The 13955-nt window shown below is 44.3% G+C and carries 18 protein-coding genes; 8 read left to right on the top strand and 10 right to left on the bottom strand.

Annotated features, from left to right (window positions below):
* The first annotated feature begins 78 nt into the window (after nucleotides 1–78).
* Nucleotides 79–603, top strand: coding sequence for an acyl-CoA thioesterase (locus DVG78_RS16490; protein WP_114069490.1), 525 nt, complete (start codon nucleotides 79–81; stop codon nucleotides 601–603).
* 51 nt (nucleotides 604–654) lie between these two features.
* The gene (locus DVG78_RS16495) at nucleotides 655–1509 is read left to right on the top strand and encodes a hypothetical protein (RefSeq protein ID WP_114462157.1); all 855 of its coding nucleotides are present in this window, start codon (nucleotides 655–657) and stop codon (nucleotides 1507–1509) included.
* Between the two features lie 29 nt (nucleotides 1510–1538).
* Here the strand turns inward: DVG78_RS16495 and DVG78_RS16500 are convergent, their stop codons facing one another.
* Complete coding sequence (locus DVG78_RS16500) at nucleotides 1539–1790, bottom strand: hypothetical protein (RefSeq protein ID WP_114462233.1); 252 nt, start codon at nucleotides 1788–1790, stop codon at nucleotides 1539–1541.
* 153 nt (nucleotides 1791–1943) lie between these two features.
* Here DVG78_RS16500 and DVG78_RS16505 point away from each other — a divergent pair, with 153 nt between their 5' ends.
* The 5 genes from DVG78_RS16505 (at nucleotide 1944) to DVG78_RS16525 (ending at nucleotide 6986) form a co-directional block, all read left to right on the top strand.
* A complete protein-coding gene (locus DVG78_RS16505) occupies nucleotides 1944–2753 on the top strand; it encodes a glycogen/starch synthase (protein ID WP_013925918.1) in 810 nt (269 codons plus the stop codon).
* On the top strand, nucleotides 2737–4095 hold the full coding sequence (locus tag DVG78_RS16510) for a DUF4270 family protein (RefSeq protein WP_158550042.1): 1359 nt from the start codon (nucleotides 2737–2739) through the stop codon (nucleotides 4093–4095). The genes DVG78_RS16505 and DVG78_RS16510 overlap by 17 nt, the downstream gene beginning before the upstream one ends.
* A 209-nt stretch (nucleotides 4096–4304) precedes the next feature.
* A complete protein-coding gene (glmS, locus tag DVG78_RS16515) occupies nucleotides 4305–6143 on the top strand; it encodes a glutamine--fructose-6-phosphate transaminase (isomerizing) (protein ID WP_114462159.1) in 1839 nt (612 codons plus the stop codon).
* Nucleotides 6144–6204: 61 nt separating this feature from the next.
* Nucleotides 6205–6603, top strand: a complete 399-nt coding sequence (locus tag DVG78_RS16520; RefSeq protein WP_114462160.1) for a Dabb family protein — start codon at nucleotides 6205–6207, stop codon at nucleotides 6601–6603.
* Between the two features lie 143 nt (nucleotides 6604–6746).
* Complete coding sequence (locus tag DVG78_RS16525; RefSeq protein WP_114462161.1) at nucleotides 6747–6986, top strand: 4a-hydroxytetrahydrobiopterin dehydratase; 240 nt, start codon at nucleotides 6747–6749, stop codon at nucleotides 6984–6986.
* Nucleotides 6987–7106: 120 nt separating this feature from the next.
* Here DVG78_RS16525 and DVG78_RS16530 read toward each other — a convergent pair whose 3' ends face one another.
* The 9 genes from DVG78_RS16530 to DVG78_RS16570 all read right to left on the bottom strand — a co-directional run bounded on the left by DVG78_RS16530 (nucleotide 7107) and on the right by DVG78_RS16570 (nucleotide 12695).
* Nucleotides 7107–7796 (bottom strand): Imm49 family immunity protein, encoded by a 690-nt coding sequence (locus DVG78_RS16530; protein WP_158550043.1) that lies wholly within the window; start codon nucleotides 7794–7796, stop codon nucleotides 7107–7109.
* Nucleotides 7797–7927: 131 nt separating this feature from the next.
* Nucleotides 7928–8305 (bottom strand): hypothetical protein, encoded by a 378-nt coding sequence (locus DVG78_RS16535; RefSeq protein ID WP_114462163.1) that lies wholly within the window; start codon nucleotides 8303–8305, stop codon nucleotides 7928–7930.
* Between the two features lie 47 nt (nucleotides 8306–8352).
* Nucleotides 8353–8889, bottom strand: coding sequence for an ATP synthase F1 subunit delta (gene atpH, locus DVG78_RS16540; RefSeq protein WP_114462164.1), 537 nt, complete (start codon nucleotides 8887–8889; stop codon nucleotides 8353–8355).
* Between the two features lie 56 nt (nucleotides 8890–8945).
* Nucleotides 8946–9440, bottom strand: a complete 495-nt coding sequence (gene atpF / locus DVG78_RS16545; protein ID WP_114069481.1) for a F0F1 ATP synthase subunit B — start codon at nucleotides 9438–9440, stop codon at nucleotides 8946–8948.
* A 114-nt stretch (nucleotides 9441–9554) separates the two neighbouring features.
* On the bottom strand, nucleotides 9555–9818 hold the full coding sequence (atpE, locus tag DVG78_RS16550; protein ID WP_114069480.1) for an ATP synthase F0 subunit C: 264 nt from the start codon (nucleotides 9816–9818) through the stop codon (nucleotides 9555–9557).
* Nucleotides 9819–9876: 58 nt separating this feature from the next.
* A complete protein-coding gene (gene atpB, locus DVG78_RS16555) occupies nucleotides 9877–10974 on the bottom strand; it encodes a F0F1 ATP synthase subunit A (RefSeq protein WP_114462165.1) in 1098 nt (365 codons plus the stop codon).
* A 38-nt stretch (nucleotides 10975–11012) separates the two neighbouring features.
* Nucleotides 11013–11378 (bottom strand): hypothetical protein, encoded by a 366-nt coding sequence (locus DVG78_RS16560; RefSeq protein ID WP_114462234.1) that lies wholly within the window; start codon nucleotides 11376–11378, stop codon nucleotides 11013–11015.
* A 90-nt stretch (nucleotides 11379–11468) separates the two neighbouring features.
* A complete protein-coding gene (locus DVG78_RS16565; protein ID WP_114462166.1) occupies nucleotides 11469–11687 on the bottom strand; it encodes an AtpZ/AtpI family protein in 219 nt (72 codons plus the stop codon).
* A gap of 21 nt (nucleotides 11688–11708) precedes the next feature.
* Complete coding sequence (locus DVG78_RS16570; protein ID WP_114462167.1) at nucleotides 11709–12695, bottom strand: ion channel; 987 nt, start codon at nucleotides 12693–12695, stop codon at nucleotides 11709–11711.
* Nucleotides 12696–12906: 211 nt separating this feature from the next.
* Between DVG78_RS16570 and DVG78_RS16575 the strand changes: the two genes are divergently transcribed.
* A complete protein-coding gene (locus tag DVG78_RS16575; protein ID WP_114462168.1) occupies nucleotides 12907–13905 on the top strand; it encodes a glycosyltransferase in 999 nt (332 codons plus the stop codon).
* Nucleotides 13906–13955 lie beyond the last annotated feature (50 nt).

The raw sequence follows: 13955 nt of genomic DNA on the forward strand, positions 1-13955 counted from the left end.
AACGTTTAACTCAACCAAGGTGCTGCCCTAAAAAAGCATCGCCAATCAATTATTTTATAACGTTTTACCGTTACTCTCATGTTTTTTGAACGTATACCCGGCAAAGAATATCCCAAAGAACCCGAATCGCGGATGGTGATTCGTTTTCAGGATTGCGACCCCTTGCAACACCTCAACAACGCCAAATACTTTGATTATTACTTCAACGCCCGCGAAGACCAAGTAGCCAAGCTCTACGAATTCAACTTCGGACGCCTTTTTCGGGAATTGGGCCAAAGCTGGGTGGTGTATCAGCACCAGATTGCGTATGTGCGCCCCGCTATGGTAAGCGAGTGGGTTCGGATTACGTCCCGATTGATTTATTTTAATCAGGATACCACCGTAACGGAGTATTACATGACCGACGACACCCGTACCCAACTCAAAAATGTACTTTGGGTAACCTCCAAATACATTGATGTGCGGCAAGGCGAACGCGTGATTCACCCGCCTACGGTTATGGATTATCTGGAAACGACCTGCCTCCCAAACGTCGATTTTCACAATTGGAACTTCAATGAACGCATTCGTGAAATAAAAGGCAGCCTGAAAGCGAAAGGTTAATCCGTCTCCGCTCAACTTCGTAAATCCTTCATTCTAACAATTTTCGTCCATATGCAGTGGCTTCAAGATACGGCTTTTATCATTAACTATTACCTCAAACGAGCGCATTGGCTTAGTTTTGACGTGGTAGCGGGAGCCGTCGTCACCCACATCATTGCGAGCCGTTTGCCCGACGGCCACGGGAAGGTTTCGTGGGCCTCCATGCTTCTGGTAGGAATTGCCGTATTTATGATTTACGTCGCCGACCGTTTGTTAGACAATCGCAAATCTGACCACTCCCCTACTCCTCGGCACGATTTTCACGCTAAAAATGAACCTTGGCTGGTTAAAATTCTTTTGGGGTTGGGTTTGATTTCATTGGTGCTTCTTTTTTGGGTACCCTCAAAAGTCCTCTGGTTTGGCGTCGGCTTAGCTAGTTTAGTGGGCCTCTATTTGTGGTTTGCCTTCCAGATTTCTGCCAAACATACGGCGCAGGTTTTTAAAGAGCCGCTGGTAGCGATTGTATACACCGCAGGCATCTGGGGGCCTGCCATCTTGACCGAGACTACCCTCGCGTGGGAAAGTCCCGTGTTGATGGGTTTATATGGCTTATTGGCTTTCCAGAATTTATTACTGTTCTCATGGTTTGAGTCCCTGGAGTTGGACGAAGGTTTTTCACTCGCCATCGCGTGGGGTACCGAAACGGTTTCCTCCGTGCTGAATTGGTTGCTGGGATTGATTATCGTCGGAGCATTGGCTGTGATTATTTTCACCACTTACCGGTATTGCGTCAGGGCCGCAATCGTCGTCGTTGTCATGAGCGGGTGTATGCACGTGCTAAAACGCTCGTCGGCCAAAGTACTTTCCAATGAACGTTATCGCCCCTTAGGCGACGGTATTTTTTTAATTAGCCTCTGGTTATTGTAAAAAATCAAGGTTTTTTCTACCCGATAGCCTTATTTTTTCTTTTTAAGTGAAGGCTTCACCGTCGCCTTTGGTTTCACTTCTTTTTTGGGGTCATACTTATCCAAAAGTGGCACTGCCCCCCGACGATAGCGCAGGTATTGAAAACCCAGAAGACACGATAGGCTAAGCATTAAGAGCCAATAACTTTCCTGAAATTGAGTCCGACGGAATTCCATAATCCACAAAATAAAAAAGCCCAACGTGGCCCAACCAACCAAGCTCTCAACCAAAGGAGTTTTCATAGATTCGATAAAGGAGAATTTTAGGCAACAAAGGTAATATCTTTCGGCCATATCAAATAAATCTCGGGGAATATGGTTGAAAATCGCCAAAATTTTGTATAATTTTGCAAAATTTTTCTTCAAAACCAATCCTATCAAGCTTTACCAAAGCCTATGAGTAAACTACGGATTTTGTATGTAGCCAGCGAGATAAATCCCTTTCTCCAAATCACTGAGGTAGCCGACTACGTAAGAAAACTTCCCCAAGCGATGCAAGAGCGGGGCATGGAGATACGCATATTAGTACCACGTTTTGGTCTCATCAACGAGCGCAAAAACCGCCTCCACGAAGTAGTCCGCCTTTCTGGTATTAATATTTCAGTCGGTGACGATGAGAAACCGCTGGTAATCAAGGTAGCTTCCATCCCAAGCGCCAAATTACAAGTTTATTTTATCGACAACGAAGACTATTTCCACCGAAAGTCCGTTTTCTTAGACAAGGACAACAACTTTTTTGACGACAACGATGAGCGCGCCATTTTCTTTTGCAAGGGAGTTCTCGAAACCGTTAAAAAATTGGGATGGGCTCCCGATATCGTTCATTGCAACGACTGGATGACCGCCCTTATTCCCCTTTACTTGAAAACCACTTACAAAAACGATCCGATGTTTAAGGATACAAAGTGTGTTTTCACCGTCTATAACAACGCTTTCAACTATAAATTTGAAGGCGATATTTTAGACAAAGCCAAAGCCATGGACGTCAGCGATGAGGCATTGGCGCATCTGCGTTCTGCCGATTTTGAAGGTTTTATCAAAATTGGATGTGCGTATGCCGATGCCGTAGTAAAAGCTGATGATGATTTTAGTGAAAGTTTAAACAGAATCCTTGATGAATTGCCCGAACGCAAGCTTGAACTGGTTGAAGAAGACGAAAACTATACCGACGCTTATTACAACTTATATAATGAATTGGCCGGCTAAAACAGCTGGCTTCCTGGTCATCGCTTTTGCTATTTTGCTGGCAGCGTGCGAAGCCCCGAAAGAAATCGGACTCCCGCCCGAAGTAATCGCAGAGGTACAGTTTACCGACACCGTTACCGTTCGCACCAGCACCGTTCTTTTGGATTCAGTTCGCACTTCCAATGCGCAACAAATGCTCGTAGGGAACTACCGCGACCCGATTTTTGGTCGGGTTTCGGCACAACCCTTCTTTGAGATGGGGCAAACACTCAACCTCAATTCAGACGGCAGTACCAATACCTATGTCTTTGATTCACTCCATCTGGATGTTGCGTATTCTTACCTGTATGGCGATACCCTCCAACCGTTTGAGGTCAAACTTCACCGTTTGAGTGATTCGCTTAGAACGGGCAAAAACTATTACAATAACAGCAGTATCCCGTACGACGCAGCCGCACTGTCTAGTGTAAAATTCAATCCGACTCCTTCTACCAATAATACGTTCCGGTTCAAGCTCCCTAATACATTAGGACAGCAGCTGCTGGATTTGAGCGGAAAAACGGAAGCAAGTACGGCGCTCAAATTTGCGCAACAGCTCAAGGGTTTTACGTTGGTGCCATCAGCAAGCAATGGAATGGTGATCGGTTTTTCTCCAGCCACCTCAGGAATCAGTTTGAACCTCTATTATCACATTACCAACGACACCATCGCGTACGTGTTTAGGGTTCCCATGCTGAAACGCTTTAACCAAATGCAAGCAGACCGCCAAGGAACTGCCCTAAGCCAGATTCAACCGTTGAAACCCCTGCCCGCCGCCCAAACCAAAGGACTGAATTATGTTCAGGATGCCCTCGGTATTGTGACGAAGGTTGAATTTCCGTATTTATCAAAATTATTCGGAGAGGGGCGCGTTGCCATCAATCGTGCTGAGCTAAACATTGTTCCTAATCAACCTGAGCACGTTGGAGGTTTATACGGATTGCCAAGCACGCTTACGATGGCCGAAACCGACGAAAGCAACCGACTGTTACGGTCAAAAGGAGACACCGAATTACTCCTCCCAGTAGATGGGGCTACTTTTCAGTCGTACGTTTTACCTCAAATTGTTCCGTACACGTCTAAATTCCGTAATTATAACTTTGTACTTACCACATATTTACAGGCGGTTTCTATCGGTTTTAAGAAAAGTACCGCCTTGTTGCTGATGCCAACGAGTCAGGGCTCTACTCTACAATCGTACGTATCGGGCAACCAAGCCTTAACAAGTTTTTATCCGTTTATCAACAATAAGGTGGACCGTTTTACCATAAACCCCACCCCAGAAAACGTGAAGTTAAGGATATTCTATACCGTGACTAAGTAAAAAAATAACGATAAACATTGGATTTAAAAAGAGAGCGGAAAAACTTCCGCTCTCTTTTTGTTTTTGTAATATTTCAGTAAATTTCGAGAATTTTAGGTATATTTATTGTACTAAAATAAGTTTTTTAAAAAAGTTTTTAGGGCTCTTTAGGTTGATAATTTTTTTTAAAAACCACAGAGTCCCTCAACTCATCTAAAACATCTCTTACTATGTGCGGAATTGTAGCGTATGTGGGCCACCGCGAAGCGTGTCCTCTCATCCTGAAGGGTCTCAAACGTCTCGAATACCGAGGCTATGACAGTGCCGGTGTAGCGCTGCTCAATGGAGAAGGTCTAAAAATCTACAAAAAGAAAGGCAAAGTCATTGACCTCGAAAATGAACTCCAAAACAAAGATTTACACGCTACGGTGGGCATCGGCCACACACGTTGGGCCACCCACGGAGAGCCAAATGATGTTAATGCGCACCCCCACTATTCAAACCATAGAAAACTGGCCATTATCCATAATGGTATCATCGAAAACTACGACAGTTTAAAACAGGCATTGCTCAAAAAAGGCCACGAATTTCGTTCACAAACGGACTCAGAAGTTTTGGTCCATTTCATTGAAGACATTCAGCAAGAAACCAATTGTTCGCTGGAGGAGGCCGTGCGGCTCGCCTTACAGGAGGTAGTGGGCGCTTATGCCATCGTTTTAATCTCAGAAGATGACCCCACGCAGCTGATTGCCGCCCGCAAAAGCAGCCCGTTGGTCATTGGCGTGGGCGAAAAGGAATTCTTTTTTGCGTCTGATGCTACCCCCATCATTGAATATACCAAAGATGTCATTTACCTTGACGACAACCAAGTGGCCTTGGTACGACAGGGAGAGCTTAAAATCGTTAATCTCGAAAACGAGCGGCAGGCTCCTTACATTCAAAAGTTAGAACTGGAATTGGAAGCCATTGAAAAAGGCGGCTATGACCATTTTATGCTGAAAGAAATCTTCGAACAGCCGCGCTCCATTGCCGATAGTATGCGCGGACGGGTCAACAGCGAAGAAGGAACCTTGCAGTTGGGCGGCCTAAGTGACTACATGGACAAACTCGCCGAGGCCAAACGCATCATCATTGTAGGCTGCGGCACGTCGTGGCACGCGGGGCTGGTGGCAGAATACGTCTTTGAAGAGCTCACCCGAATTCCCGTGGAAGTCGAATATGCTTCGGAGTTTCGTTACCGCAACCCCATTATTAACGAAGACGACTTCGTCATTGCCATTTCACAGTCTGGCGAGACCGCTGATACCCTCGCGGCCATTCAGCTTGCTAAATCGAAAGGAGCGACCATTTTTGGCGTGTGCAATGTGGTCGGGTCGTCCATTGCCCGCGAAACCCACGCGGGAGCCTATACCCACGCGGGACCCGAAATCGGCGTAGCAAGTACGAAAGCCTTTACGGCACAGGTGACGGTTCTGACGCAGATGGCCATTGCCATTGCCCACAAACGGGGTAGCATTACCGAAGAACTCTACCGACAATTGCTCCTCGACCTATCGGCGATTCCGCAGAAGGTGGGACAAGTGCTCAAAGCCGCCGACCGCATCAAAGAAATTGCGTATATTTTCACCTACGCCCGCAATTTCATCTATCTGGGGCGGGGGCTGAATTTCCCCGTTGCGTTGGAAGGGGCTTTGAAACTGAAAGAAATTTCGTACATCCACGCCGAAGGATACCCCGCCGCCGAAATGAAACACGGTCCCATTGCGCTCATTGATGAAGACATGCCGGTGGTTTTTATTGCTACCAAAGACAGTTCCTACGAAAAAATTGTTTCCAACATTCAGGAAGTAAAAGCCCGTAAAGGCCGCGTGATTGCTATCGTGACCGAAGGCGATGAGCTGATTCCAAACATGGTTGATTTTGTGATTGAAGTACCCGAAACCCACGACATCCTTATTCCGTTGCTTTCATCCATTCCGCTGCAATTACTTTCGTACTATGTAGCCGTCATGAGAGGGCGAAATGTAGACCAACCTCGCAATTTGGCAAAATCTGTCACCGTAGAATAACGGAAGTCATGTCAAACCTGTTTTCGTATTTTTGTCAGGTACTCACCTATTTAATTCTTTTATGAAAAAATCAAATCGTCGTTCATTTCTAACCGCCGCTACCCTCGTCGGAACTGGGGCAGTTGCCCACGTCATCGCAGCTGCACCCAAAAAGCAACTGGTACACCACGTTTTCTTTTGGCTCAAAAACCCAGGCTCCGTAGCCGACCGTGATAAACTGGTAGAAGGCTTGAAAACCCTATCCAAAATTGAAACCATTCGTAAACTGCACGTGGGAGTATTGGCAAGCACCGAAAAACGGGACGTAGTAGATACCAGTTGGGATGTATCGGAGCTGATGTTCTTTGACGACACGGCGGGGCAAAAGGTATACCAAGACCATCCAATTCATCAGGAATTCATCAAAAACTACTCCCATTTGTGGAGCAAAGTAGTGGTGTATGATGCGATGGAAGCTTGATAAATGGCGTTTTTTCAACGATGACGTCAAGGAATAATTATCACCCATCTTTCGCCTCGTTGAATAATAAAGTATGTCAGTTCTGAAGGATTAATCGTTAGTAGAGATACCAACGGTTAATCTTGACCATAACAAATTGATATATGTGGATAGAACAAAACAATAAGCTCGTAAAGGAATACGAATTTGAAGACTTCAAAGAAGCATTTGCTTTCATGACCAAAGTGGCCGAAGTAGCCGAGCAGATGAACCATCACCCTTGGTGGTCAAACGTTTATAACAAAGTGACGTTTGAGCTCTCTACGCACGATGCGGGCGATAAAGTGACCGAAAAAGACGAAGCCTTGGCCGATGCCATTGAAGAGATTTTTGAGGCGATGTAACGCTGTTTTCTTCTTCCAAAACTTTTCTTTTTACAGCAACAAAAAACGCCCTCATCGCAAAGCAATGAGGGCGTTTTCTATGTGAAATATCTGATTTGAAAACCATTGGTGTTACGGTATTTATTCTTCCATTAAAAACCAATATCTATTTTCATATTTTTCAAGCGGTTTGACAGGCATCATCTCCATCGGAATAAGCGGATGCTCTACTTCTACTTCAATGCCCAAAAGCCATGCGGCTTTCAGATACCCTATGGCAGGGCTTGAAATAAAGTCACCCTCACCATATAATTCTTCATGAAAGAATCCGTGTGCTTTGTTGATAAGCTGCAATATATTGGTTTTGATTGCCTCTTTGTCTTTGTTCATAATAGCCTCCCAAATACGAACATGAATAGGGAAATGCCTGCGGCTGAATTTTCGGCTCGTGGCCAGACGATTGGCCACCGCAATGCAATTGTGTACTTGCTCAAACATGCCACTCGCCAAATGATACATCACATAAGCATATATGGCGATCCCCTGTTCCAATAGCGTCCACCGATTCCAGATTTCTTTCTCGGTATTGCCGTACTGGGCATAGTTGAACGTAGTGAAACGCTGTATCAATTCCCTATGATCAGACCATAGCAGGTAAGATGCCATCAGATGAGAATCTACCTTGTACACTAACACTTTGTGTAAATTGTCTTTTTTACCATCATGGTCAGCCTCAATCACTTTGCCCAGCGTATAGCAAAAATACTTGACTTGTTGCCAATCGTTATCTATCACCAAGGTTTTGAGGATGATATCTGTAAGGCTTGTCATAAAAGAGTACATTTCCTTATCCTTACGGACAGCATTAATATCGGAATGCTTCTCAAGCCTTTCCAATGCTAATTTTTCATACTGATGAAAAGAGTATTCCTTGTATTCAAAAAAAGCAATTTGGCTTGTTGTTAGTTGATTCTGGCTATACATACGAGTTTTTGTGTTTTATGAACGCCCATGACTGAACGTGCATAAGTTTTTCTTCTTGCTTCAATTACTTCAAATAATACTTCTCCGAAGTTTTTAATTGCATCTGTGTTATTATCAGTAAATCTCATTCTTCTAATCACATCTCTGCACCAAGCTTGGGACATTTGTGGAATACCGCCTGATATGCTGTTGAGTTTCACATATACCTGTTTACATTCGCCAATGTGGATATCATCAATGTCATCGGCTATGGCTGTAATTTGAGCTGGGGTAAGCCAACCTGTTTGAGGTATCAAATCTTCAAATTTTTTGCCAATTTTAGATTTTATTAAAAAACCAACAAAAAAAGCCCTCATCGCAAAGCAATGAGGGCTTCTGTCACTCTAAGCAGATAAAAAATATCTTAGTTGAGCAACTTCAATTTTAAGTCGTTTAAGCGCGTGCGAATAGACGCATCTACTTGCCGGTCTCCAACGCGCAACACGTATCCTCCAATGAGTTTCTCATCTACTTTCTCCTCTAATTCAACTGTTTTGCCAGTAGCTTCTGCTACTATGCTCACAAATTGTTTACGTAATGGAGCGGTCAATGGCATCGAAGAAGTAATGAGCGCTTTGACAATGCCTTTTTTCTCATCATACAGCTTGATAAACTCTTCCGCGATACTGAACATGATTCCTTCGCGGTTTTTCTTCGTGATGATGGTAAAGATCGTATAAGAAGTCGGACTTACTCTGGTCTTAAACACTCCTTCCAGAATAGCCAATTTCTTGTCGTGACGTACCACAGGGCTTTTAAGAGCCAACATCAATCCACGATTTTCTTCCGCCGTCTGCTTGAAGAAAAGCATATCCTGATAAACAGTGTCCACCACGTTTTGTTCTTGTGCCAAGTCAATAAGCGATTTGGCGTATCGTAATGCTACGGTAGATTCAGACATAATTTATTGAACAGTTACCATTGAACATCAACAGTTCAATGTTGAATGATAATTGACTAGTTAAGTCTTGCTTCTTTGGCCAAATCAGCTACCAATTTCTCCTGCGAGGTCTTGTCGCCTAATTCTTTGCGCAACACTTTCTCGGCAATATCAAGCGAAATCGTGACGATTTCTTTCTTCATTTGAGCAACAATGGCTACGCGTTCATTATTGATGGCCTCACGTGCATCTTCAATAATGCGTTTTCCTTCGATACCTGCGCGGTCTTTTGCTTCGGCAATCAGACGGTCGGCAGATTCTTTGGCAGATTTCAAAATGCTGTCGCGCTCGGCACGGGCTTGGGCCAGTAATTTTTCATTGTCTGACTGCAACTTAGCCATGTCGGCACGGGTCTTTTCGGCCAAATCAAGCGCGCTTTGAATCTGATGTTCGCGTTCTTTTAAGCCGTTCATGATGGGTTTCCAAGCGGCTACGCGCAGGATCACCACCAAGATAACAAATACCACCAACATCCAGAAAAGTAAGCCGATTGCGGGGGTTAACAATTCCATTTGAATACAGTTTACAGTTTTGAGATAATAATTTAGAATTCCTCTTGTTTACTACAAAAGAGAGGATTTCGTACCGACGCCTAATGCGCACAGTACGAAATCCCTTTGTTGCAATTAGAGCTTGAAAGAAATCAACAAGCAAATAACGGCAGCGAAAAGAGCTACGGCCTCGATCAAAGCCGCGATAATCAACATCGCAGTTTGGATACGACCAGCAGCCTCTGGCTGACGAGCAATACCTTCCATTGCGCTACCACCGATACGGCCGATACCTAGACCTGCACCGATTGCAGCTAAACCTGCACCGATACCGGCACCTAATACCGCTAGACCTGCACCGCTTTCAGCAGCAGCTTGGAGTAAGATTTGAAGCAACATAATTGTAATTTATTATATAGTGAAACAAAAGAATTCAATGAAAAATGGTACGCGTAAATTAGTGTCCGTGGTCTGCTTCGTGGCTTTCTTCGATGGAGCTTCCGATGTACATTGACGTCAGGAGCGTAAAGATAAAGGCCTGCAAAAACGCCACCAACAACTCAATAACGTTCATAAACAACGTAAAGATGAGGACCAACGGACTCACGGCCCAACCGGTACCGCCACCGCCTAAATTGTTGGCAATAAATATCAAACCTAAAAGACTCAGGATAATGATGTGACCCGCCGTGATGTTGGCAAAAAGTCGAACCATCAATGAGAAAGGCTTCATGAATACGCCCACGATTTCTACCGGAATCATAATCGGTAACAAAGCAACAGGTACACCCGTTGGCTTAATCAAGTGAGCGAAATAATGCTTATTGGCGCTGAAGTGAACAATGATAAAGGTAATAACCGCCAGAATCAACGTTACGGCGATGTTGCCCGTTAAGTTTGCTCCACCAGGAACCAACCCAAGGAGGTTGTTTACCCAAATAAAGAAAAACAAGGTCAACAAATAAGGCAAGTATCTTTCGTACTTAGGGCCGATGGCGGGCTTTACCACTTCATCCCGAATAAACAGAATGATAGGCTCCAAAAACGACTGGATGCCCGAAGGAGCTTTTCCTTTATTTTTGGAATAACCTTTGGCAACCGAAGTAAAGATAAGCAAAAGAATAATGGCACTTAAAAGCAGAGAAGCTACGTTCTTAGTAATGGAAAAATCCAATACGTGTGCTTCTTTGTTGGCTTTGCCATCTGCCCCGATTGGGTAGATGTGCTCATGCTCCAATACGTAGCCTAAGGCTTTGTTGGGATACACGTGGTTTTCGTGATCTTCGTGGGTAGCATCGGGCGAGTGGTAGAAGTTGCTCGATGAAAATACCTTCACCCCATTGTCATAAATAATGACCGGAAGCGGTATTGACAAACCATGCGCAAATTCCCATTCGTGGGCGTCTGCGATGTGGTGCATGATCATCTCACCAATGTTGAATTTGCTTTCTTTGGCTTCATGGTCATGAGCCGGTTCTTCGGCGAAAGCAACGGAAAAAGTAACAAAAAGTAGCGCGAATGTCGCGAAAAATGTATGACGTAAGGTCTGAAACATAACTAACGATTAACGAATTACAAATAAAGAATACGCTCCTATTCCAAATCGCGGCGCAAGTTACGATACAATCCGTATATTTCAAAACAAGTATAAAATAAATAAAATACAAAAAAGGTAACGACGAAGCTATTGGGAGAGGGCACCTTGAAATACAAAAATACCCCTACAAATACCAGACACATTAAGAGACGAACGACGACCGTGGTCAGGTAAAATTGAACAAATCTTTCTCTATTCTCCCTAAAACCCTGCTCCATCAAACGGTGTTGAAGCAACGAAACCACGAAGAAGAAGGCCAGAATAGTCCATTTTTCAGGATGGATATAGGCCCCGACTGAAAAGTAATCGGCTGTAAAAAGTACAATTCCCAAAAAGAACGTAAAAAGGATAGTTCGAAACATTTTATAAAAGTTAATCAACGAAATAGGTAACAAACAACAGGTAAGTGCGGAGTATTACAAAAATATATTGGGTCACATCTCTCTTAGAAATCAGGATTTGACCTGCCGAATGAAATTATACAAGGCAGCAGCGATAGAAAGTAAAGATAATGCCAATGTCCAACCTGGAATTTTATTTCCTTGCCACTCGTCCAGCTTTACTCCCGCATAGGTTCCCAGTCCGATGGTTCCGAGCATTTGCAAGCCAATACTCGAATATTTGGCGTAATTGGTGGTCTTTTTACGCATTGAGTCGCCATTATCGGTCATTTTACAACAAAGGATTTGAACTTAATTCAACTCTTTGGGCTCATAATCGTGTATTTTTTGAACATCTACGCTCACAATATCGTCCCGCTTACCGCTGTCAAACATGGGAACAAACTTTGCACCCCACACCACTTCTTCGTACCGAAACGAATACCGAGCATGTACCGATTGCAAAAAAGTTTCTTCGGTAGCCCGAATATACACCAGAAACTCCGTATCTGACTCGGCCATGCTGTCCTCCGTAGCACCGTATAAAGGACTCGCTTCCGTGATAGGATGCACTATAGTCCAACTTAATGGAAAAAAATTTACCTGGTTACGTTCCAGTTTTAATGGATAATAACGCCGCGAACGCTGTCCGTTGGGGAGGGTTTCCAATCGTGAAAGTGAAATTTCTACGCGCACATCCACCAACTCCGTCGGACTCTCGTTAATCATCCGAAACATCCAACCGTTGATGTCCAAATAAGGCGCAAAGATAGCATTTCGGCTAAAAAGAATTTTAGGAACGGGACGAGAAAACCGTCCATAGACCAAACCCGACGCAATCGCAAAGCCTAACACCCCCACCAACGACTCAATAGATGACAGTCCGCTCGCCACTAGCCCTACGGGGGCCACGTGCCCATAGCCCACGGTGGTCAATGTTTGGGCGCTAAAAAAGAACGCTCCCCAAAACTGCTCCATCGTACTAACGGCCTTAATCCCCTGAAGATTTTCTACGCCTATCATCATATAAAGCACTGAAAAAAAGCAGTTTACCACAAAATATACCATAAATACCACCAGAAAAAACATCGGCCATGAAAGCCCCGTCAAGCGGTGGAAAATATCAAGCCTCGCCCAAAATGAGCCATTGACTCGGCGCGCATTAAAAGACCCGTCAGATTTCATCAATCGCCCGCGGTCATTGGTAATGCGGGTTCCAAATCCTACGTCACGGCGTTCTTCCTCTTTTTCGAGGAGTTTACTGTTTTTAACTTTAGTGATCAGTCGATGTGTAGCCATACGATAATGAGCAATCAATGAAGGGGGTAAATAGTCTATTTTCTCCTAACAATTTCCCATTCGTTTCCCGTTCAATCCATAACAAAAATTAATGATAAAAGCCTCATTTTAAGGCAACAAGGCAACTCCATTGCCATTTATACCAACGAATACCCCGTTTTGAAACTCAAAATACAACCCAAGAACCCTTACCTTTGCAAAAAAGTAGGGTGTGAAAAAAGTATCAGTTCTTATCGCCGCTCGCAACGAAGCGGACAATATCGTCGCTTGTTTGCAGTCTGTGGCGGCGTTGAGTTATCCACCAGAACACCTGCAAATCCTCATCGGCAATGATGCTTCGGAAGACGAGACGGGGGCGTTGGTGCGGGAGTTTATTCGGGACAAACCTCATTTTGAACTTGTTAACATTACTCCCGCTCCAAATTCAGGCGGGGCATCGACCCTGAAAGGAAAAACCAATGCGTTGGCCCAATTGACGCAGCGGGCGCAGGGCGAATTCCTGTTTTTTACGGATGCCGATATCGAAGTACCAGAGAAGTGGATTGAAAACATGCTTTCGCATTTTAAACCCAACGTGGGCATCGTAACAGGTACCACAACCATAAAAGGGGGAGGTATTTTTGGATTGATGCAAGCCATTGAATGGTTGTACTATCTTTCATTTATACGTTTATTTTCCCTTTTTGGGGTCCCCATTACGGCGATGGGCAACAACATGGCCGTAAGTCGTAAAGCCTTTGAGACCGTGGGAGGGTATGAAAAAGTAGGTTTTTCAATCACGGAAGACTACGCTCTTTTTCACGCTATCGTGACCCAAGGTTTTAAGTTCGTTCAATTATTTGACCGCCGCGTCCTGACCCTTTCCCAGCCGATTCCGACCTTTTCTCAACTATTGATTCAACGAAAACGCTGGATGCACGGCGCCATGACCCTGCCTTGGGGGCAACGTATCGGGGTGTATGTCAATGCATTATTCCTTCCGTTTATAGTGCTTCTAGGCATTTTTATACCCAAAGCCGCCCTTGTTATTTTATTTTTATACGTTCTGTGGGTCTGTACTTGGTTGGTCAGTATTTTAAATTGGCTGCAACAACCTCACCTTTTTATTGGCGTCCCTTTTTTCTGGCTTTTCCACATCGTTATGAACTTTGTGATGCTGATTAATTTTTATCTACGAAAAACCACCGTCTGGAAAGGGCGGGAGTATTGAAAAACCGTAAAATAGAAAACCGTACAAGCTACCCGCAACCAATGCAAAAC

It is taken from the genome of Runella aurantiaca (assembly GCF_003339505.1).
GTDB lineage: Bacteria > Bacteroidota > Bacteroidia > Cytophagales > Spirosomataceae > Runella > Runella aurantiaca.